General features: G+C 37.5%; 17 protein-coding genes. 12 read left to right on the top strand and 5 right to left on the bottom strand.

All coding sequences use genetic code 11. The annotated features are described in order from the left end of the window. The first annotated feature begins 79 nt into the window (after positions 1 to 79). The 3 genes from J3U69_RS09100 (at position 80) to J3U69_RS09090 (ending at position 7,521) form a co-directional block, all read left to right on the top strand. Positions 80 to 2,689 (top strand): BspA family leucine-rich repeat surface protein, encoded by a 2,610-nt coding sequence (locus J3U69_RS09100; RefSeq protein ID WP_267413806.1) that lies wholly within the window; start codon positions 80 to 82, stop codon positions 2,687 to 2,689. Between the two features lie 170 nt (positions 2,690 to 2,859). Then, positions 2,860 to 5,502 carry a BspA family leucine-rich repeat surface protein gene (locus J3U69_RS09095; protein ID WP_267413804.1) on the top strand — a complete coding sequence of 881 codons (2,643 nt, stop codon included), beginning with the start codon at positions 2,860 to 2,862 and terminating at the stop codon, positions 5,500 to 5,502. A gap of 9 nt (positions 5,503 to 5,511) precedes the next feature. Continuing rightward, positions 5,512 to 7,521: a BspA family leucine-rich repeat surface protein gene (locus tag J3U69_RS09090; protein WP_267413802.1), complete on the top strand. Its 2,010-nt coding sequence runs from the start codon at positions 5,512 to 5,514 to the stop codon at positions 7,519 to 7,521. A gap of 60 nt (positions 7,522 to 7,581) precedes the next feature. Here the strand turns inward: J3U69_RS09090 and J3U69_RS09085 are convergent, their stop codons facing one another. After that, a complete protein-coding gene (locus J3U69_RS09085; RefSeq protein ID WP_220220029.1) occupies positions 7,582 to 8,295 on the bottom strand; it encodes a GntR family transcriptional regulator in 714 nt (237 codons plus the stop codon). A 127-nt stretch (positions 8,296 to 8,422) separates the two neighbouring features. Between J3U69_RS09085 and J3U69_RS09080 the strand changes: the two genes are divergently transcribed. From J3U69_RS09080 to J3U69_RS09055, 6 genes are all read left to right on the top strand, one after another. Next, positions 8,423 to 9,784: a glycoside hydrolase family 1 protein gene (locus tag J3U69_RS09080; protein ID WP_267413799.1), complete on the top strand. Its 1,362-nt coding sequence runs from the start codon at positions 8,423 to 8,425 to the stop codon at positions 9,782 to 9,784. Positions 9,785 to 9,802: 18 nt separating this feature from the next. Then, on the top strand, positions 9,803 to 11,137 hold the full coding sequence (locus J3U69_RS09075; RefSeq protein WP_267413797.1) for a PTS sugar transporter subunit IIC: 1,335 nt from the start codon (positions 9,803 to 9,805) through the stop codon (positions 11,135 to 11,137). A gap of 220 nt (positions 11,138 to 11,357) precedes the next feature. Further along, entirely contained in the window at positions 11,358 to 11,984 is a 627-nt protein-coding gene (locus tag J3U69_RS09070) for a hypothetical protein (protein ID WP_267413795.1), read from the top strand. A gap of 642 nt (positions 11,985 to 12,626) precedes the next feature. Further along, on the top strand, positions 12,627 to 13,496 hold the full coding sequence (locus tag J3U69_RS09065) for a hypothetical protein (RefSeq protein WP_267413793.1): 870 nt from the start codon (positions 12,627 to 12,629) through the stop codon (positions 13,494 to 13,496). Between the two features lie 434 nt (positions 13,497 to 13,930). Next, the gene (locus tag J3U69_RS09060; RefSeq protein ID WP_267413791.1) at positions 13,931 to 14,551 is read left to right on the top strand and encodes an ATP-binding cassette domain-containing protein; all 621 of its coding nucleotides are present in this window, start codon (positions 13,931 to 13,933) and stop codon (positions 14,549 to 14,551) included. Next, positions 14,548 to 15,711: a hypothetical protein gene (locus J3U69_RS09055; RefSeq protein ID WP_267413789.1), complete on the top strand. Its 1,164-nt coding sequence runs from the start codon at positions 14,548 to 14,550 to the stop codon at positions 15,709 to 15,711. The genes J3U69_RS09060 and J3U69_RS09055 overlap by 4 nt, the downstream gene beginning before the upstream one ends. Positions 15,712 to 15,724: 13 nt before the next feature. On the opposite strand, the gene J3U69_RS09050 is transcribed toward J3U69_RS09055, so the two are convergent. The 4 genes from J3U69_RS09050 to J3U69_RS09035 form a co-directional block, all read right to left on the bottom strand. Continuing rightward, positions 15,725 to 16,438, bottom strand: a complete 714-nt coding sequence (locus J3U69_RS09050) for a TatD family hydrolase (protein WP_267413787.1) — start codon at positions 16,436 to 16,438, stop codon at positions 15,725 to 15,727. 161 nt (positions 16,439 to 16,599) lie between these two features. Further along, positions 16,600 to 17,619: a linear amide C-N hydrolase gene (locus J3U69_RS09045; RefSeq protein WP_267413785.1), complete on the bottom strand. Its 1,020-nt coding sequence runs from the start codon at positions 17,617 to 17,619 to the stop codon at positions 16,600 to 16,602. Between the two features lie 182 nt (positions 17,620 to 17,801). After that, positions 17,802 to 18,374 carry a DJ-1 family glyoxalase III gene (locus J3U69_RS09040; RefSeq protein WP_103752427.1) on the bottom strand — a complete coding sequence of 191 codons (573 nt, stop codon included), beginning with the start codon at positions 18,372 to 18,374 and terminating at the stop codon, positions 17,802 to 17,804. Positions 18,375 to 18,414: 40 nt separating this feature from the next. Next, a complete protein-coding gene (locus J3U69_RS09035; RefSeq protein WP_103752428.1) occupies positions 18,415 to 19,080 on the bottom strand; it encodes an HAD family hydrolase in 666 nt (221 codons plus the stop codon). 77 nt (positions 19,081 to 19,157) lie between these two features. Here J3U69_RS09035 and J3U69_RS09030 point away from each other — a divergent pair, with 77 nt between their 5' ends. The 3 genes from J3U69_RS09030 to J3U69_RS09020 are packed head-to-tail and all read left to right on the top strand — an operon-like array spanning position 19,158 to position 21,590. Beyond that, positions 19,158 to 19,919 carry a sulfite exporter TauE/SafE family protein gene (locus J3U69_RS09030; RefSeq protein WP_103752429.1) on the top strand — a complete coding sequence of 254 codons (762 nt, stop codon included), beginning with the start codon at positions 19,158 to 19,160 and terminating at the stop codon, positions 19,917 to 19,919. A 36-nt stretch (positions 19,920 to 19,955) separates the two neighbouring features. Next, positions 19,956 to 20,636: a histidine phosphatase family protein gene (locus J3U69_RS09025; protein ID WP_103752430.1), complete on the top strand. Its 681-nt coding sequence runs from the start codon at positions 19,956 to 19,958 to the stop codon at positions 20,634 to 20,636. Between the two features lie 57 nt (positions 20,637 to 20,693). Continuing rightward, a complete protein-coding gene (locus J3U69_RS09020) occupies positions 20,694 to 21,590 on the top strand; it encodes a cation diffusion facilitator family transporter (protein WP_103752431.1) in 897 nt (298 codons plus the stop codon). Positions 21,591 to 21,593: the final 3 nt, after the last annotated feature.

The raw sequence follows: 21,593 nt of genomic DNA, 5'->3' as shown, positions 1-21,593 counted from the left end.
GTGCTTTAACTTTTAGTGTTTACATAACAAAAAATAAGATAAATTAATTATTATTACGTATATTAGGAAAGAGAAAATAATGAAACATAATATAAAGAAAAACGGGTTAATTGTGTCAACGACAGTGGTAGGACTAGTTTGTGGTTTAGCATTGACGCAGCAACAAGCAAAGGCTGCAACGGTAGATCCAGCTAATGATCAAAGCAGCACAATTGTTCAGGCACCCAAGGCAGATAAAGCAACTGAACCAAATACTATTCCAGCAGATGTCAATTCTAACGATAAAACGACTGCAGATGACAGTTCAACTGCTAATGTTACTGACGATAAGCCTGCAGATAACACTGATAAGGACGCTGGTTCAAATGTCAGTGCAGGTAACGAAGATGCAAATAAGCAAACTGCAACTACAAAAGCGGCAACAAACCCAGAAGTAATTGATCAAGGAACATGGGGCACGAGTAAATGGGAGTATAAGCATGAAGGTGACGACTATGTGCTGTATTTACATGCTGGTACATTAGGCGAATCTAAATGGATTAATAGCGATTTTCTATATAACGGGATTCTCCAGTTAAACAGTACTTTTAAAGATCAGTTAACAAAAATTAAGATTGATCAAGGTGTAGTTGCTAATCAGGAATCAGGTGGGTTATTTTACGGTTTAAGCAAGCTAACTACAATAGAAGGCCTAAGCAATCTTGATACTGCTAACGTCACAAACATGCGTGATATGTTTGGTGAATGTTCCAGCTTGACCAGCTTAGACTTAAGTCATTTTAATACTAGTAAAGTCATCTCTATGTATCGCATGTTTGAAGATTGTAGCAGCCTAACCGCCTTAGACTTAAGTAATTTTGATACTGCAAAAGTTACAGACTTTGGATTTTCGATGATGTTTTTTGGCTGTGGTAACTTAGCAACTTTGAATATAAGCAGCTTCAATACGGCTAATGCGACAGATATACGTAGAATGTTTATGGGATGTAAAAGCCTAGTTAGTTTAGATTTAAGTCATTTTGATACATCTAAGGTTACAGATATGTTTGGTGTGTTCAGAGATTGTAGTAGCTTAATCAGTTTAGATTTAAGTCATTTTGATACATCTAAAGTTACAGATATGTATGGTATGTTCGATGATTGTAGCAGTTTAACCAGTTTGGATTTAAGTCATTTTGATACTAGCAATGTAGTGGATATGTCATGGATGTTTGAAGGCTGCAAGAGTTTAACCAGTTTGGATTTAAGCCATTTTGATACGTCTAATGTTACAAATTTGGGTTACATGTTTGCCGATTGTTCAAAATTAACAGATTTAAATCTAAGCAACTTTAATACTACTAATGTTACAAAAATGAATAATTTATTCGACGATTGTAGCAGTCTAACAAATTTGGATTTAGGTAATTTTAATACTAGTAATGTAAAAGATATGTCATGGATGTTTTATAACTGCAATGGTTTAACCAGTTTGGATTTAAGCCACTTTGATACATCTAAAGTTACAGATATGAGCTACATGTTCTATGGTTGCAGCAATTTAACCAGTTTAGATTTAAGCCACTTTGACACATCTAAAGTTACAAATATGTATGGCCTGTTCGGCAGTTGTAGCAGTTTAATCAGTTTAGATCTAAGTCACTTTGACACAGTCAATGTTACAGACATGAGATATATGTTTAGTTATTGCAAAAACCTCAGTCACTTAGTTCTTGGAGCAAAAGCTAAGTTAACTTCTGATGTTAAATTGCCTGCTGTGCCTGCTGTTAATACCGTTGTTTCCGGCTCTAATCGAATTGTAACTGCGCCTTACTGGGTGGCAACTAGCGGTTATGAACAAGGTAAGCGTTATACATCAGCTGAGTTAATGTCATTAACTGGGCGTGATCAAGTCACAACCTATGACTGGGTTACGCAAACAGTAGCGGCTAATACAACGCAAACTAAGGCAGTAACGCGTTTAATTGTCATTCATCAGCCAGACGGCTCAACTAAGACAGACGCGCAAACGGTAATGATTACTAGACCTGTAATAATTAAGCCAAATGGTTCAATTTCATGGGGCAATTGGACAACAGCACAATGGACTGCTCATGAAGTACCCGCTTTTGCTGGTTATAATCCAAGCGTTAAAGAGATACCTGCCCAAACAGTTACTAGTCAGACTGGTGATCAGGCAATCGATATATACTATGACCCAATTGAACAAACAATCACGGTGCAATATGTTGATGCTAGTGGTAAAGTCGTTGGTACGCAGGAATTAACTGGCTACACCGGCGATACATTGACGCCTAATTATCATGCGCCAGCTGGCTATGAACTAGCCGCTGCACCACAGCCAAGTATTAAAGTTGACGGTTCAGGAAAGCAAGTTATCAAAGTTTCGGTTAATCCTAAGTCAGTTCAAAATACGGAGCTGAAGACTATCACTAGAACAATTAATGTCCACCAACCTGATGGCAGCATTAAAACTTATAATCAAGTGGCGGTTATCAGACGAACTGTGAGCCTAGACCAAATAACAGGGGAAAAGACCTATGGCAGTTGGCACAATGACAGCTGGGACGAATTCAAGGTACCGGCAATCACTGGTTATACGCCAAGTCAAACAACAGTAACCGGTCAAGAAGTAACAGCGGATAGTGAAAATGAACAAGTGGAAATATACTATTCTGTAAATAAGTAAAGTTAAATATTTATAATTAATATAGAACAAGTGAATGGTACTGTGAAGACTAACCATCTGCATGGTACCATTTGTTTTATTTATACAAGTATTTGCTTTAATTTCTAGAGTGTATATAACAAAAATAAGATAAATTAATTATTATTACGTATATTAGGAAAGAGAAAATAATGAAACATAATATAAAGAAAAACGGGCTAATTATGTCAACAACAGTGGTGGGACTAGTTTGTGGTTTAGCATTAACGCAGCAACAAGCAAAGGCTGCAACGGTAGATCCAGCTAATGATCAAAGCAGCACAATAGTTCAGGCACCCAAAGCAGATAAAGCAACTGAGCAAAATACCTTTCCAGCTAATTCTGACTCCCAAGAAAATGCGGATAAAGATGATAATTCAACCGCTAATGTCACTGAAGATAAGCCTGCAGCTACTACTGCTAAAAACCCTGATTCAAATGCCAGTGTAGGTAACGAAGATGCAAATAAGCAAACTGCAACTACAAAAGCGGCAACAACTCCAGAAGTAATTGATCAAGGAACATGGGGCACGAGTAAATGGGAGTATAAGCATGAAGGTGACGACTATGTGCTATATCTGCATGCTGGTACATTAGGCGAATCCAAATGGATTAATAGCGATTTTTTATATAACGGGATTCTTCAATTAAACAGTACTTTTAAAGACCAATTAACGAAAATTAAGATTGATCAAGGTGTAGTTGCTAATCAGGAATCAGGTGGATTGTTTTATGGCTTAAGCAGGCTAACCACAATAGAAGGCCTAAACAATCTTGACACTGCTAAGGTCACAAACATGCATAGTATGTTTGGTAAATGTTCCAGCTTGACCAGTTTAGATTTAAGTCATTTTGACACATCTAAAGTTACAAATATGTATACCATGTTCCGTGATTGTAACAACTTAACCAGTTTAGATTTAAGTCATTTTGACACATCTAAAGTTACAAATATGTATGCCATGTTCCGTGATTGTAACAACTTAACCAGTTTAGATTTAAGCAATTTTAATACTAGCAATGTAAAAGATATGTCATGGATGTTTGATGGCTGCAAGAGTTTGACCAGTTTAGATTTAAGTCATTTTGATACAGCCAACGTTACAGATATGAGCGACATGTTTTCTTATTGCTCGAATTTAACCAGTTTGGACTTAAGTCATTTTGACACATCTAAAGTTACAAATATGAACTATATGTTCTTTTTCTCTAGCAGTTTAACCGGTTTAGATCTAAGTCATTTTGACACATCTAATGTTAGAGATATGGTCGGCATATTCAGCGGCTGTAGAAGTTTAACCAATATAGATCTAAGTAGTTTTGATACTTCTAAAGTTACAAATATGAGTTATATGTTCTCTTTTTGTTCAAACTTAACCAGCTTGAATTTAAGTCATTTTGACACATCTAAAGTTACAAATATGAATAGCATGTTCTATGGTTGTAGTAGCTTAACCAGTTTAGATTTGGACAATTTTAATACTAGCAATGTAAAAGATATGTCGATGATGTTTAATTATTGCGGTAATTTAACCAGTTTGGATTTAAGTCATTTTGATACTGCTAATGTTACAAACATGGAAAGGATGTTTTCCGAGTGTACAAACTTAATTAATGTAAATATAAGTGGTCTTAATACTGCTAAAGTCACTAGTATGTTCGGAATGTTCAACGGTTGCAACAGTTTAACCAGTTTGGATTTAGGTAATTTTGATACTAGCAATGTAGTAGATATGTCATGGATGTTTGATGACTGCAAGAGTTTAACTAGTTTAAATTTAAGCCACTTTAATACATCTAACGTAACCAATTTTAATGGTATGCTCAGCTATTGCGATAAGATTAATCATTTAGTGCTAGGCTCTGAAACGAAGTTTACTTCCGATGCAACGTTACCAGAGAATGCCAATCCAAAGATCAAATGGGTGGCAACTACGGGCTATAATCAGGGTCAAAAGTATACCTCAGCTGAGTTAATGGCAATTACTGATCGTGATCAAGTAACTACGTATGATTGGAGTAAAGAAAAGTCCTTGGTTAAGTCTTCAACTGAAAGTAAAACCATTACCAGGACAATTAACGTTCACCAGCCAGACGGTAAATTAAAGAATGATCGCCAGGCAGCTACGATTAGCCGTAAAGTTGATTTGTACGATGATGGTTCAACTGTTTATGGTGACTGGTCAACGGCACAATGGGCTGCTTACGAAGTACCTGTTTTTAAGGACTATGAAGCAAGCATTAAGGAAATTCCGGCGCAAACTGTAACTGCTGAAACAAAGGATCAAACAATTGATATTACCTATGGTCCGGCTAAGTATACCGCAACAATTCAATATATTGACAAGGGTAAGGTTGTTGGCACGCAACAAATTACTGGAATTGCCGGCGAAAAGATTAAGCCAAATTATCAGGCACCAGCAGGCTACGAAGTAGTTTGCCCGCCAGCAACAATTACGATTAACAAGTCAGACAAGCAAATTATTAACGTTAATGTTAAACACCAAATGATGAAGACAAATGAATTAAAGTCAATTACCAGAACAATAAACATTCACAAGCCGGATGGCACGGTACAGACATTTAATCAAGAAGCGATTTTAAGCCGGCCAGTAACAGAAGACTTAGTCACTGGTCAACGGACATACGGCTCTTGGAGCAATGGCAGATGGGACAAGATTCAGATTCCAAGAATTAAGGGTTACACAGCCAGCAGCACAATTGTACCAGCCAAGACAGTAACGGCAACTACTCAAGCTGAAACAGTAGACGTTTACTATAAAAAAGCAAAATAAGGAAAAATCATGAAAAATAATAAGAAAAAAGGATTAATTGTTTCTTCAACAGTAGTCGGATTAGTTTGCGGATTAGCATTAACGCAGCAACAAGCCAAAGCTGCAACAGTAGATTCAGCTAATGATCAAAATAGCACGATTGTTCAGGCACCCAAGGCAGATAAAGCAACTGAGCCCAATACTATTCCAGCAGATGTCAATTCTAACGATAAAACGACTGCAGATGATAGTTCAACTGCTAATGTTACTGACGATAAGCCAGCAGCTACTACTGCTAAAGACACTGATTCAAATGTCAGTGCAGGTAACGAAGAAGCAAATAAGCAAACTCCAACTACAAAAGCGGCAACAACTCCAGAATTAATTGATCAAGGTATTGAAGGCACAAGTAAATGGGAATTCAAAAAAGAAAGTAATGACTATGTTCTATATATACATGAAGGAACAATTTACGATATACCAAGCCGCGATAATAGAATAACTAAAATTGTAATTGATCCAGGTGTAAAAAGTGACGGCCCACTTCACTTTGGTTATCTTGAAAACCTAACTACTATTGAAGGACTATCTAATATTGATACTTCAAAATGTACTGATATGTCTGGAATGTTTCAGGGATGTAAAAGCTTGAAAAGTTTAGATTTGAGTCATTTTGATACTTCAAACGTTACAACTATTTCGCAAATGTTTGCTGGCTGTTCTAGTTTAAAAAGCCTAGATTTAAGCAATTTTAATACTAGCAATTTTGTCAACTTACAGTGGATGTTTCAAAATTGCACGAGTTTAGAAAACTTAAATTTAAGCGGTTGGGTTTTACCTAACGCAGGTGATATGCAATACATGTTTTCGGGATGTTCAAGTCTGAAGACTTTAGACTTAAGTAGCCTTAAGGCGCCAAATGCTTTCTATTTAAATAATTTATTTGCTGGTTGTACTAGTTTAACCAGTCTGGACTTAAGAAATCTGAAAATTAGAGATTTATATATTCCTATGAACAATATGTTTTTAGACTGTAAGAACTTAAATCACTTAGTTCTTGGAACAAAGGTACTGTTTTCACAATACGCTGAAATGGGATTACCAGATGTTCCAGCAGTAGGAACGTTGGTACCAGGCACTAATAAGAAAGTGACCGCTCCATATTGGGTGGCAACTAGTGGTTATGAGCAGGGCAAACAGTATACTTCTGATGAATTAATGAAAATGGAAAGTCGCGATGCAATAACGACTTACGACTGGGTTGCTGCTGCACCAGTTGCAGAAACCTCAACTGAGTCAAGAGCTGTTAGCCGGTTAATTAATATTCATCAACCTGATGATACTACGAAAACGATAACTCAAACAGCCATGATTAAACGACAAGTAAATACAAACGAAGATGGCTCGATTGATTATGGTGCTTGGTCAACAGCAACCTGGGAAGCATATGATGTACCGGTTTTTGCTGGCTATTCAGCAAGTTCAAAGCAAATTCCTGCGGCTGTTGTTGATGGGCAAACGCAAGATCAGGTAGTTGATATTTTTTACGAACCAGTTGAGCAAACTATCACTGTGCAATATTTAGATAATGGCAAGGTCGTAGGTACACAACAGCTTACTGGCTATGTTGGTGAAACGATCACGCCAAATTACCATGTTCCTGCAGGCTACGAATTAGCTGCTTCGCCTCAGCCAACCATCAAGGTTGATGCAACGGGCAAGCAAGTAATTAAAGTTAATGTTAACCATAAATTAGTTCAAAGTACTGAAATCAAAACTTTCACACGAACAATTAATGTTCATCAGCCAGATGGCACGATTAAGACAATTAACCAAGTGGCCGTTGTACGCCGGACGGTAACAATTGATCAAGCTACCGGTAAGAGAACTACGGGCTCATGGCACACAGATATTTGGGAAAAATATCGTTTACCACAAATTGCGGGATATACACCAACTAAGAGTGTTATTCCAACTAAGGTAATTAACGCCAATAGTCAAAATGAACGAGTTGACGTTTACTATAAGGCTAACAAGTAATATTTTTTAAAGCAAAAGAGGACTCCGTTAATGCGGAATCCTCTTTTTGTTTAGCTAAATTTAGACTTGGTTTAGGGTTAATTCGCCATGGTCGTATCTGTTACGGGTCTGCGAGTATTCAAACGGTAGACCATTATCCAAAAAGCAAATTTGCTCAACTTCAAAAACGGGGTCGGTCTGATCACATTTCAAATACAACTGATCGTAGGCGTCAGGCTTATCGGCGCGAAAAGTGCGATTGGCCTTGCCAATTTTTAAATGCAACTTGCCTTCAATATAGCTATAAATCGATTGTTCAAGCACTGCCATTGTGATACCAGGAATGACCTTGACAGGCATAATTGTATATTCCAGTCTAACAGGAAAATTGTTTAATAAACGTTGCCGAATGATGTCATAGACAGGATCACTAAGACCAATTTTTAAATAAGATGCTTCTTTCTCAGTCGGCTCACGGGTGGCAAAGGAAATAATGTTGCTCGTTAAGAATTCGGTGTTTTTAATTCTCTCGGTAAAGCCGACATGTTCGTTAGCATTATCTTTTTTAGCAATTTCCATTTCTTTTTCAGTCAAAATGAGTGTGCCATGACCACGGATAGGCTGCACAATCCCCTTATATTGCAAGAACCTAAGTGACTTAATAATCGTTACTTTACTGGTTTGGTAAATATCGGCGAGTTGATCTATATGAGGGAGTTTCTTTTGGTATTTATGCGTTAGAATATCCTGCTCAATATGGTTAGCGATTTTAACATAAAGTGGTTTAGCTGACATAAGTGTTCCCCTTAAATTGTAAGTAAACAAATAGCTTTACTTACATCTTGGCAAAGATTTACTTCAAGTGCAAGATGAAATAACATTAATCCTGAAAGCGCTTTTAATAAAAGAAAGAAGAAAACAAATGACAAAATTTTTCTGGGGTAATTCAACTTCAAGTATGCAGACCGAAGGTGGCTGGAATGAAGGCGGTAAGAGCTTATCCGTTTATGACATTCGTAAGCCCGGCAAGCATACAAGTGATTGGCATTTTGCTAACGATAACTACCATCATTTCACCGAGGACTTTGACTATCTGCAAGATTTAGGCATGAACATGTATCGGTTCCAGGTCTCTTGGTCACGGGTAATTAAAGATGGCGATGGTGCAGTCAATGAGGAGGGGTTAAAGTATTACGACAAGCTAGTGGATGCACTGCTGGAACGCAACATTGAGCCAATGATCTGCTTATATCATTTTGATATGCCACTTCATTTAGCTCAAAAGTATAACGGCTTTATTAATAAGCAGGTCTGTGATGCCTTTATCCGCTACGGCAAGATTATCGTTGATCATTTTGCTGACCGGGTTAAATACTGGATCACTTTTAATGAACAAAATCTTTACCATACTTCCGAAGCCTTTAAGATCGCAGGTTATCTAAAGGGTGAAAAAACGTTAAGTGAGCTTTATCAAATTGCGCATAATGTCATGTATTGTCATGCCGCAATTGCCAATTATCTTCATGAAAACACGGACGCTAAGATTGGCGGCATGCTAGCCTATAACCAAGTTTACGGTGCAACCGCGGATCCGCAGGATGCCTTTGCGGCACACCAGATTGACGAGTTTTTAAATTATGACTTGCTCGATGTGTTCAGCTATGGGAAGCACTCCGCTGCTGTATTAGCCTTTATCAAAAATCATCACTTGCAGCTTGCCGTGACTGATAAGGAAAAAGAAACGATTGCAGCAGTTAAAAGCGACTTTTTAAGTTTTAGCTATTATGCTTCCAGCACAATTGATGCAAGCAAGATTCCGGCCGACACAGCACCAAATCAATATTTAGAATTTGGTCGTAAGCTTAATCCCGTTTTGCAAACAAGTGAATGGGGCTGGCAGATTGATCCGCTCGGTTTTCGTGATGTTTTAAATAAAATCTATCAGCGTTATCACTTGCCAGTGTTTCCAATAGAGAACGGTATTGGCGTGCGTGAAAAATGGGATGGTAAAACGCCGATTCAAGATGACTACCGGATTGATTATCATCGCAGTCACATTAAGGCTATGCAGGCAGCCATCAAAGAAGATGGCGTTGATGTAATTGGCTATTTAGGTTGGGGCCTGATTGACATTTTAAGCTCACAAGGTGACATGGACAAACGTTATGGCGTTGTGTATGTCAATCGAACTAATCATGATCTCCGTGATATGAAGCGGGTACCCAAGAAAAGTTATTATTGGCTGAAAAAGGTAATTCGGTCTAATGGCCGTGATTTATCTTGATTTTTGGAGGAATTCGATATGAATGATTCGACTAGTACACAGGCTCATCCAAAGCTGCAACGATTTTTGGATAAATTTACCGACATATCGGTTAAGATAGGTAATCAGGTGCATTTGCGCTCATTACGGGATGCATTTGCGACGTTAATGCCGATGTTTATTTTGGCTGGGATTGCCGTCTTTTTCAACAACGTATTATTTACTTGGCTCTTAAAAGGAGCAATGTTAGCAAAATTTCAGGTTTTTGGAACAGCACTAACAAACGGTACACTAAATGTTGCCAGTATTTTAATAGCGCCAATGATTGCCTTTTATTTAGCTAAAAACAAATCATACGAAAACCCAATTTCAGCGGCGGCTGTTGCGTTATCCGCTGTTTTCATTATGCTGGCAATTCATGTTAGCATTACGCCAGAAGGGGCAAAAAAAGCAATTGACGTTACTGGAGCTGTCTTATATTCGCAGGTTGGTACGACGGGGATGTTTGCCGGTATAATTATTGGTCTGCTTGCAACCGAAATTTATTTAAGGCTATCCAAAATTAAAGCATTAAAGATTAATTTAGGTGATCAGGTACCACCAGCAGTTGGTCAAAGCTTTTCCGTTCTTCTACCATCACTGATAACTTTGAGTATATTTGGAATTACTGCCGCTATTTTTGCCGCTTTTAACGTTGATTTAGTAACCTTGATTTCGCGGCTAATCCAAGAGCCTTTAAGAAAGGTTAATACTTCTCTTCCAGGGTTTTTACTAATTTATTCGACGGGCAACTTCTTATATACACTAGGTATTCACCAAACAGTTATTAACGGATCATTGCTAGATCCATTAAATTTAGTAAATATGAATGAAAATACCGCTGCAGTTTCAGCAGGCCGACCAGCTACGCATATTATTAATACAGATTTTGTAACAGTTTATTCTCAAATGGGTGGAACTGGTTTGACAATTGCGTTAATTATAGCCGTTTTACTAGTATCACATTATCAGCCTTATAAGGACGTGGTTAAGTTAGCCATCGTTCCTGGTATTTTTGAAATAAACGAGCCAATTATTTTTGGCTTTCCAATTGTCTTTAACATCCCAATGATTATTCCATTCGTCTTGAGCCCAGTAATTGGGTCGTTAATTGGATACTTTGCAACAGCCATTGGCTTTGTTAAGCCACTAGCCTATATGGTCCCTTGGACAACGCCACCAATCTTAAGTGGTATTCTATCTAGTGGTGGCGATTGGAAAGTGGTTTTAGTACAAATTATTATCTTGGCTGTTTGTACACTATTTTATATTCCGTTTATCAAGATTTCGGAGCGCGTGGCAATGAAACAAGCTGAACTAAATAATGCTCAATAAGTATTATTAATAATGATAGTTTCTAAATTATGTTAGATTTAGAAACTATTTTTTTATTTCTTTCTTAAAGTCTTATGGCTGGAATAGCATCGAAAGGATTAGCGGACTTAGTTAACACTATGTACGAAATTTTTATTTATTAATAAAATTCATTAATGAATTTGTAGGATAAATGTTACAATAGTAAGAACTATTTTTTACTTATCGGAGGAAATTATTAATGAAAAAGGGCGTAAAGTTCCTTGGAATATCCGCTGCCGTAACACTATTTTCAATTGCGACTGGGGCACTTGCTACTGCGGTTGTTGATGCGTCATCTAATACTGAACAAAAGCAGGAAGGAAAGACTGATAAGCAGGCTTCAAAGAGATTGGCTAAGGCCGGTTATGTCTTTCGTCTTAATCAAGATGCCAGGATTTCTCTTCATGCACATAAGGCAGCCACGCTGCCGAAAGAAGAAGTAAAGCAACTGATTAATGACCGAGTATTATTTAAAATTGACCAAGTTAGTTCTTTACGTAATGGCGTTCAAGTTCATTTAGTAGATCAGACTGGCAAGCATCAAGGCTGGGTTAATATTGTGAGCGATCTGTACAATATTAATTCAAAGAAAAAGAGCCTGCGACCATTAATTAAAGCCGAGCTTAAGGTAATGGATTATGCCGATATTATGAATATGAAAGCAGCCAAAAAGCAGATGAAAAAAGTGACTAAAATTGCTAACAAGCTAACTGGCACTGATAAGGCAATTGGCCAAACTTCTGTTAAGGAGTTGCAGAAATGGCTAGGTGCAATGGAATATAAAGACATTCCCGCCCTTTTGATCGGTGAATATCCCAGGTATTAACGCTAAATCTTTTTTGTTAAGTGCTATATAGATAAAAAGAAGACAAACTAATCGGACAGTTATTTACTCAAGTTAGACGTGAAAAATTACCGATTCTATTATCTTGCGCCTTTAATAGTTTTTTTTACTATTTCTCTATTTGACCATCATTTGTTAGTAGGTGTAAAATCTGGTAAAAATTTAATCTAAATTAAAAAGCCCCAAGTATAGGGCTTTTTTGTTTGTATTAGCTCAATTTGCTGTTCTAGAGCCATTTCAGGCAGACTGCTAACATGTTTAACTCCTAGTTTTATGACATAATAATTAGTTAGGAAAAACTTTTTAATCAATTAGCTTATTGAAATAATTACAAAAAAACACGATTCCTTAAGTTAACGGAATCGTGTAGTAAATTTGTACTGATTTTAATTAATGTCTGATTTTTCAATTTATACTTCAAAGGTAATTCCAAAAGGCTTATTGTCAGTACATAAATGGCCTAAACATTGTTAAAAATTAGATGTTAGCTTGAATTAGCCTAAGAAGATATTGCTAGCTGCGATTGCATGCATAATTAATGCTGGAATCGTAACAACTGAGTCACCAATTAAAATCGTCATTACAAATTTTTTCAATAAGTTCTTTTTCATCTGAGGTCCCTCCATGTACGATAAAATATACGGTAAAAAATTTAAACAATTACGCGAAGAAAAAAGATCTAGTTTAGAAACTACTTCTCGGGGTATTACTTCAAAATCATCACTCTATTATTGGGAAAAGGGAATGGGTGATATGTCGTTTAGTAAAGTTATTAAAATGCTTGAACGGTTGCATATCAGACCGGAGGAGTTCTTAGCAAATAGCCTGAACGCATACTTAGATATCAGTGATATTAGTACTGCTTATCTAGAAAATAATTATGATGTCCTAAGGTCACTTGCTAAAAAATATTTAACAATAAGACGTAAAAGCCCAACAAGTCGGCGTGAGTTAATCCGAGCCGCAATTGCCTGCCATCATCTAATGGCAGCCACAGGTGAGAATCTATTTTCATCCCAAGATTTGGAGAAACTCGAAGAGTTGCTGTCACAAATTGATGAATGGTATTACGAAGACGTTTATAATTTTGGCAATACTTTAAGCTTGCTCCCCAGTAACCGCATATACGGTTTGACCAAGTTACTAATCAAGAAGCTTAGCCAAAACCAGCAAAAAGCCTATGACCAGTGGCAGCATTCTGCATGGAATACATGCTTAAATGCTGTTTTCACTTTGTTTTATCGGAAATTTGCCAAGGTAAAGAAATTAGTTACAGAACTTGATACCATCAATATGGGCTATTCCTTTACGTTTGAAAAAGTTCGTCTTAAATTTGCTCATGAGGTTATGCTTTACATCCAAACGGGTGATGAAACTCGAATGCAACAAGTTTTCTTCCCCTGCTTGGATTATCTCGGTATTGGTCAACTAGCAGCCGACTTAAAAAAGAGTTTTAAGCGGATTAAGAAGATCTACTCCAAAAAAGTAATCTAAACCAGTATTAATGGTACACTTATAGCTAATTCATGCCAAACTTGTTCAACAGAGTGAACGATTTTTTTCTGAAATTTGAAATTTTGATATTCTAGCAATATAAGCTAATCCTACTAGTTAAGACTGTTATTTTTAATTTATGATTAGCGGAATAATAATATTTACGTCTAAAATATCATTTTTTTCTTTCTATCTTTGCTATCAAATTTAATAAATAAATTACTTTATTATTAATTAAATTTTGAAAAAACGATAATTTTGCAGATTATATTTGCTTAATAAGTTACAATTAATTTTAGCACTTAGTAAAAATGCTTTGGAAATTTTAAAACAAAGTAATTTTAAGTTGTCTAACTGATTAGAACGTTAAATACAGTAATTGATGCTAAGACAAGTTATTATTCCAATCATTTTTACTTTTAAAGGAGTCCTAAATGCTAACGATTAATAACTTATCAATTGACTATCAGCAACCAATCTTACTTAATTTTAGCTATCAGTTTCAAGTAGGGCAGTTTTATCAAATCACATCCGAAAATTATACTTGCCAAAGCAGCTTTTTGCGGGCAATAACCAATATTACCCCTTTTGCAAAAGGGGAGGTCTTAATTGATGAACAGCCATACTCTGTGGCAAAAGAGAAAGTATTTTTCTTTGAAAGCTGCGATTGGTTTAATTTAAACTTTAATAGCTTGGATTATTTGAAGTTTGTTAAACATCAGTGGCAATCTCATGCCAATTTGACCGATGAATTAGCTTTTTTAGGGATAAGTGAATATGCCAAAGTACCTATTCACAAATATACGCAGGCAATGAAGCAAAAATTGCTGATTACAATGTATTTTATTAGTGGTGCTACTTATTATTTAATGGATGAAATCACTAATCACCTTGATCAAGAAACTTGTTTGAAGGTCTATGCGCGGCTTGACGAAGAAGTTAGTGAGCAAAATAAGTGTGTGATTGCTACTTCACATCAAGACAGCGGCATCGAAGTTTCGAACTTGCATAAGATGGTCTTTCAAAAGCAAATGATATACGAGGTGGTGAAATGAACTCGTACTTTTCATTTCAATTCAAAAAGATTGTTAAACAGAATCTCAAAACAATCATTATTAGTGTGTTGTTAATTGTGCTTTTTGGTTTTCTTGATCTTGATCTGAATTTTCTGACAAATGGCGCCTTATTTGAAGGACAAAATAATTGCGTCGTCAGTGCTAATCACGTTGTCGTTCATGACTCCAAGCCAACAGCAGAAGCTCAAAATAAGTCTCACCAGGCTAAAACCGAGCCTCAATCAAAAAATGCAGCCAGAGTTTCGACTAAGGATTCCCGGCTAGCTAGGGATGAGCAGGCTAAACACTGGCACCAGGTTTATGAAGTATCAAATAATGATTCTGATGAGCTAAAACTGAGTGAAAACAATTATGAAGAAAAAGATTGGCTTAAACAAACCAAACAATTTCTAGCAAATTTAGGAAAACATCCAATTCCACATGAGGACTTAAGTGACATGACGGGTATTCAGCTTCTACTAGAACTAAATAATAAGTTTTGGCCTGTTTTATTTAATTTAGTCATTATTTTTGTTTTGTCATATCTGTTTACTAGTTCATATAAAGATGGTGATGATATTTCCGCCATTATTCCTATTAGTTCTGGTAAAAAGTTCTTAACTAATATTGGGGTGGGCTTACTGCTCGTCAGTTTGATTTATCTTGGTCTCAATCTAGTAGTATTCTTAGTTTCATCCCTAATATTGGGGATGGGCAATATGAACTATCCTTATATTGTTCACAAAATGACAAATGGGCAAGCTGTGCTGGATGTTGTTCCAGCAGTTAAGCTAATTCCGCAGACGATTATTATTCAATTACTTGAATTTTTACTGATTACTGTTTATGTCAACTTACTGGCACGAATTTTTCGGCATTTATTCCCGACAATGCTGGTGGCGACTTTCCTCGTTGCCGTGGGCAGTTTAGCGACGGTAATTATTGAGCCAATTAGGGCGCTTGCAGCTTGGCTACCTACCACTTACCTTAACTCGCTCAGAGCTATTTCTGGTTCTACAGCTTACGATCTTAATAATATGCGGGTTAATTTTGCTCATGGTTTAATCACCTTGCTTCTTGGTACTTTAATTCTGTTAGTGGCTACCTTATTTCTTGATCGGTTCCAACAGAAAAAGTCTGAAACAATAATTCGAAGTTAATGAAGCAAGTTTATTACTTGCCTAAAAAGTGTTGTAAATTAGCGGCGACTTGCTTTGCCAGCATATTTTTATCAACCTGACGCAAGTCCGCTAAGGCCGTTAGTGTTTGGTCTAAAATAAGAGGGTAGTCTTCGACTTTTACTGGTTTATTTTCCAACCACTCAACCGAACTTAAGCCATCTGTCTCAATTAGCAAGCGGTTTAAGGGGACCTTTTTTGCCAGCTTAACTACGTTAGCATCGTCTAAAATAGCTAGGCAGAAGCTGAAATAGCAGTTAAGATCGACATATTCACGCTGGTAATTACTGCAATCGTACCAATGAATTAAATAGCGATTGGGAAATTGCCTGATTGTAGCTAAAATGGTCTTTTCGCATCCCTTAGTATGTAAAATAACTGGGCGATTGGATGCTTGGGCCCACTCAATTTGTGCGGTGAAAACTTCCTTTTGGCAGTCCAAGCTATTTTCTGTCCAAACGGAATCGAGCCCGATTTCACCTACAACATCAGCTTGCTCAAGATAGGGCAATACCTCTTGCAGGGTTAGTCTGTTAGCATCCCATGGATGTATGCCAAAGCTAAGGGGCTCCATGTTCCGGGTCAGTTTTTGGTTAATGTGCCATTCCTCTGGTGTCTGGCAATTAACGATTGTTGTAATCTGTTTTTTGACGAGCAAATTTGCCAGTTCTTGATTATTTTCTAAATGGCAATGAGCATCTGTTAGCATAAAATTAGCTTCTTTCCGTTAATTAAAAGTAGACGGTTAACTAATAATATAGCTGGTCATTAATTATTATGCAATTAATTTTTAGCAAGCAAAAAAGGATTAGTATTTAGTCAATTGTGACTATTAATCCTTTTTCCTTTGCTATTTTTGGGGTTTAGCGATTATTTTTTAGCTTCTAAAACCTGGAAATCATGTTGAATAGGCTCAGTTACCTTAGTGGTGATTGTTGGATCTAGGGTAAACTTTGTCATCGTAGGGCAGTCTTCAGGCTGGACATATAGACTTCTGTTAGTGACGTCGTAACCTGCCCAGTAGCCCGTATAATCACATTTAGTGCTATTTTCTTGTAGATGTTCAATTCCACGGGGAATCATCACCGCTTTAAAGACATTGTATAGCTGGGTAATACCCTGATCAGAATGGAATGGCGCTAAAAACTTGGAAAGATAGGTTCCGCGTACAAAACGCGATGGCGCAGTATAATCGCCGGGTAAGCCGATTAAGCCGGAACCACTCTCAATTTGCTTAATATTTAGCTTTTCAGTCAGTTGTTGGTGGCCCAAATTATGGTTGGTCAACTGTAAATAATTACGCAAATTATCCAGGTGCCACGAATATTCTGGGCTATTAGTCATGACCCCGATACCATCATAAATCTTAAATGCACCTTGTTTTACCGGTTCTAAAATAACGCTATGGCCTTCAGTATCACTAAAAGTATAGTGCATGGGAATTGGGGTAGGGATGCCGGTATCGGCTTCTTCCCAATCAGGATAAGTTGTTTTTTCCTGACCTAAATGAGTGAAAGCCTCTTTTATTTCGGCAATAGAGCCAAAATTACTCAAGACGTAGCTCACGACTTCTTCACCAATAATCGGTTTTAAACCACGTTTTTCAAGGTTTGAAGCCGTGTCCCAGGAAGCTTCTTCCAAGTACTGGGCATCGCCAACAATACCGGCACTGTTAATCCCATCGTTAAAAAAGAGCGAGTTATTAACATTAATGCCCATGAACGCATATTTAGTTGTCCAACTTTGGTGCAATCCTTTTAATTCATATTCTGCGGGATAAGCCGTCATTTTGCTATCAGCACTTGGCTTAAATGGATCAAAGGTAAAATCCATTGTTCTTCCCCAAAATACATCTCCGTTATCTGCCGTCACAGCAATACTCGTACACATTTTGTTACCTCCTGCTTAGTTATTTGCATTTTTACGTGCAAGTAAATCTTAGCATATTTTAACGCTAGCTCTGAAAAGAAATTGCGGTTATTAATTACTAAACAGTTAGAAAGTAGGGGCTTGGCAATTTTATTATAAAAAAAGACGGAACTATTCAGTTCCGTCTTTAACTAGTCGCAATTTTAAATATTTGCAGCTAAATAATTATACAACATGCCTTCTTTGATCTCGTGGGTATCAATTCCCAGTGCTTCAGCAATCGCATAGGCATATGCCCAGGCCGTTGCTGGACCACGGCTAGTGATAACTTTGTGTTTATTATCTGTCACCGTGATCGTTTCTTTAAAATGTCCAGTTGGGGCATCTTTTTTAGTTTGTTCATCAAAGCCAGGATAGCAAGTATAATCTGCATCATCCAAGACACCATATTTTGCGAGAGCTATGGGAGCGGCACACATTGCTGCATCCCACATGCCGTTTTCGTGCCGTTTAACCATTAGGTCGCGCAATTGTTCGCTAGCCCGTAAGTTTTCAGCCCCAGTTTTACCACCCGGAAATGCAACTACATCATAGTCAAGCAGGCGCTCATCTACAACTTGATCACAAGTCAATAGAATATGATGATCACCATTAATTTGTTTACTGGTAAGTCCAACCATATCAGTTTGAACGCCTAGTCGGCGTAAAACATCAACGACACTCAAGCCTTCGACTTCTTCGCAGCCATCGGCAAAAACTACAGCAGCTTTTTTCATTTTTCGCAACCTCACAATCCGTTTTATTGTTTATTATAAACTAGCTTAGTTCAAGGTAAAACAACAAATCACTTAATGTGGTTAAGTGAATAGTAGGATTAGGATGAATTGGCGTTTTAATATTTCTTGGTGCAATCCAAAGAGAAGCTAAACCAGCATTTTCTGCGCCTTGGATGTCATCAGCAAGATCAGTTCCAATGACCAAACAAGTAGCAGGATCAAGATTTTGTTCCTGAACAATTGTCGTTAGAACCTCTTCATTCGGTAACCTTTGCACAAAGTCATCCTGAGTGTAAACAGCTGAAAAGCAATTGAGCAATTCACTTTCGTCCAAGCGCGAGGAGATTGTTTCCCGGTCTTCCTTGGAGCACAGAATTAATTTGATTTGATCATCCATATCACTTAATTCTCCAAGAAATAGCCCAACATCTTTGACTAATTGCTTTTGCTCTTTCATCTTCTGATAAAAGATTTTTCTTGCTGAATACAATTCGTGGCGACAAAAAGTCTGTAAAACTAGTTCAATCCGATCACTGAATGTTAAAAACTTGATTTGGCTGAGCAGTTCAGCATATTGGATCCTTTGTTTTGGTCCAAAACCGCTAGCGACTTCATCTAATGTTTGCCGGAGAGCATTCCTTTCAGCAACTCCTTCATTGAGGATAGCTCCCTCAGGTACAAAGATTAAAGAGTCAAATTTTCCCATATTTAAAAATCCCTTCTTAATTTGATATTAATTGCATTATAATAGATATCAATGCTAAAAAGGAAGTCCTAATTTAAATGTTATCTTTTTTTACCATAATTTTTATCTTCTTTGGCGGAATTGCTGGCGGTTTATTATCATCAGTTGCATCCATGGCGTCACTGGCTTCATATCCCGTGCTGCTTGCGGTTGGGATTCCGCCAGTGTATGCCAATGTCACTAATGACGCCGCCTTAATTTGGACCGGGATTGGTTCGACAATTTCTTCACTCAAAGAACTCAAAGGTCATTGGAAACAAGTTGCCTTTTACGCCATGTTCACCGTTTTAGGGTCAATTTTAGGCTGTTATTTGCTATTGTCCTTTCCCTCCAAAGTATTTGAAAAAGTCGTTCCGTTTTTTATTGCCGGCTCTGGCGTTATGGTCATTGTTTCTGCCAAGCACCATAATTTAGAACCGCACAAACGGCCACTTTGGCAGGAAATTTTTTATATTGCTGCCTTGCTGGCAATGGGCGTATATACGGGCTATTTCGGAGCTGCTGGTGGCGTAATCGTCCTAGTTTTGCTAACATATATCACTAATGAAAAGTTTATTGTGGTAAACGCAATTAAAAATGTGGTGTGTGGTCTAGCTAACTTGGTCGCTTTAATCGTCTTTGCCTTTACTTCGCATATTTATTGGCTGCAGGCAATTCCACTTGCAGTTGGTATGTTTATTGGCGGTTATTTAGGCATGGATATTTTGAAGGTTGTTCCGGCCAAATATGTCCGCGTCTTCATTGCTGCACTGGCTTTCATTCAGGCTGCCTATTTCTTTTATAAGGCATATATGTTATAGTTTATGCACATTATTTAAATGGAAGGAGAATGCAAGTTGGCAACAGAGATTTATTTAGTACGTCATGGCGAAACAATGTTCAACCAATTGGACAAAGTGCAGGGATGGTGTGATTCCCCATTAACAATTAAGGGTATTAATGACCTGAAGGTAACAGCGCAGGCGCTTAGTCAAGTTCGTTTTGACAATATGTATTCTTCCGATTTAAAACGTGCGATTGATACAGTCCACTTGATGAAGGATGCCAATCAGGTATCAGAAATCGGTAAAATAAAAAAGTTACCCGAGTTTCGGGAGGTTTTCTTCGGTTCTTTTGAAGGCGATGATATTCAAAATACCTGGGAACAGGTTAGTTTAGCCGCCGGAATTGGTCCCGAAAAGGATGTAACCAAGATTATTAACCAAGTTGGAATCTATGAATTTCGGGAAGCAACTAAAAAGGCTGATCCCCGTCATTTAGCTGAAAACAAGGAAGAACTTGATGACCGGATGGTCAGGGCAATTTCGGTTTTGGGCGATTTAACTAGAAACGAACAGCGAGTGTTAATCGTTTCGCACGGTGATTTCATTAAAACCTTAGCAATTAAATATTGGAACCAAAGCGATGGGCTCCATGATATTATTTTCCCTGATAACGGTAGCGTTACTAGGGGCATACTCTATAATAATGGCAAATTCGAAATAATCGATTATAATGTTGCCGCAGAAGATATGTAAGGTCCTACTGTCAAAAGTAGGACTTTTTGTTACACTATTACATGAGGAAAAAAACATATGAAAGATCACACAACTAAGCGTTATGCCTACGTTACGGCACTTAATGTTATTATCACTGCTGCGGAGTTTATCGGTGGCTTTGTTTCCGGGTCACTTTCACTGTTATCTGATGCGGTGCATAATTTAAGTGACGTCGGTGCAATTATCATTTCCTTTGTGGCGCATTTAATTAGTAATCGGGGTAGCAACAAAGAAAAGACCTTTGGCTATGATCGCGCTGAAACGCTCGCTGCTTTTACCAATGGGATCGTTTTACTGCTCATCAGCATTGTTTTATTTATTGAGGCAATCGAACGTTTTTGGAGCCCAACGGAAATTAGTGGGCAAATTATGTTGGTTGTGGCCATTATCGGTTTAGTGGCCAACGTGATCTCGATGCTCGTTATGCACCAAGACGGCCAAGAGAATCTTAATGTCCGCTCCACCTTTATTCACATGATGAGTGATGCTTTATCTAGTGTTGCGGTCGTTGTCGGTGCAATTTTTATTTACTTTTGGCACATTACTTGGATTGACCCGTTAATGACTTTACTAGTTTCCCTCTTTATTTTTCATGAGGCTTGGGAGTTAACTATGAAGGCCGCTAACGTCTTGATGGAATCTAATCCTGATATTAATCTTGACCAAGTTAATAAGATTGTCCTGTCTTTTCCCGAAATCAAGAACATTCATCACGTTCATTTGTGGCGTTATAGCGACCGTTACGTTATGCTGGATGCTCACGTAAATGTTGCTCCTGACTTAACAGCTAGGCAGATTGAACAGATTAACCAGCAGATTAGCCGAAAATTGCAGGTTTTGGGCATTAATCACACCAACTTTCAGGTTGAATGTGAGCGTGGGCGTAACAACAAGATGATTGTTTCGGATCGCAATCAAGAAGAGGAAGAATAACAA

The organism is Lactobacillus sp. B4026, from assembly GCF_026535825.1.
Taxonomy (GTDB): Bacteria; Bacillota; Bacilli; order Lactobacillales; family Lactobacillaceae; genus Lactobacillus; species Lactobacillus panisapium.
The sequence above is the reverse complement of the archived record's forward strand: the minus strand, read 5'-3'. Positions and strand labels throughout refer to the sequence as shown.

Bases quoted from the DNA above. Each gene is read 5' to 3' on its own strand.
- J3U69_RS09055 (WP_267413789.1), top strand. From the start codon at position 14,548: ATGAACTCGTACTTTTCATTTCAATTCAAAAAGATTGTTAAACAGAAT.
- J3U69_RS09045 (WP_267413785.1), bottom strand. From the start codon at position 17,619: ATGTGTACGAGTATTGCTGTGACGGCAGATAACGGAGATGTATTTTGG.
- J3U69_RS09020 (WP_103752431.1), top strand. From the start codon at position 20,694: ATGAAAGATCACACAACTAAGCGTTATGCCTACGTTACGGCACTTAAT.
- J3U69_RS09070 (WP_267413795.1), top strand. From the start codon at position 11,358: ATGAAAAAGGGCGTAAAGTTCCTTGGAATATCCGCTGCCGTAACACTA.
- J3U69_RS09030 (WP_103752429.1), top strand. From the start codon at position 19,158: ATGTTATCTTTTTTTACCATAATTTTTATCTTCTTTGGCGGAATTGCT.
- J3U69_RS09095 (WP_267413804.1), top strand. From the start codon at position 2,860: ATGAAACATAATATAAAGAAAAACGGGCTAATTATGTCAACAACAGTG.
- J3U69_RS09085 (WP_220220029.1), bottom strand. From the start codon at position 8,295: ATGTCAGCTAAACCACTTTATGTTAAAATCGCTAACCATATTGAGCAG.
- J3U69_RS09090 (WP_267413802.1), top strand. From the start codon at position 5,512: ATGAAAAATAATAAGAAAAAAGGATTAATTGTTTCTTCAACAGTAGTC.
- J3U69_RS09080 (WP_267413799.1), top strand. From the start codon at position 8,423: ATGACAAAATTTTTCTGGGGTAATTCAACTTCAAGTATGCAGACCGAA.
- J3U69_RS09060 (WP_267413791.1), top strand. From the start codon at position 13,931: ATGCTAACGATTAATAACTTATCAATTGACTATCAGCAACCAATCTTA.
- J3U69_RS09075 (WP_267413797.1), top strand. From the start codon at position 9,803: ATGAATGATTCGACTAGTACACAGGCTCATCCAAAGCTGCAACGATTT.
- J3U69_RS09035 (WP_103752428.1), bottom strand. From the start codon at position 19,080: ATGGGAAAATTTGACTCTTTAATCTTTGTACCTGAGGGAGCTATCCTC.
- J3U69_RS09100 (WP_267413806.1), top strand. From the start codon at position 80: ATGAAACATAATATAAAGAAAAACGGGTTAATTGTGTCAACGACAGTG.
- J3U69_RS09050 (WP_267413787.1), bottom strand. From the start codon at position 16,438: ATGCTAACAGATGCTCATTGCCATTTAGAAAATAATCAAGAACTGGCA.
- J3U69_RS09040 (WP_103752427.1), bottom strand. From the start codon at position 18,374: ATGAAAAAAGCTGCTGTAGTTTTTGCCGATGGCTGCGAAGAAGTCGAA.
- J3U69_RS09065 (WP_267413793.1), top strand. From the start codon at position 12,627: ATGTACGATAAAATATACGGTAAAAAATTTAAACAATTACGCGAAGAA.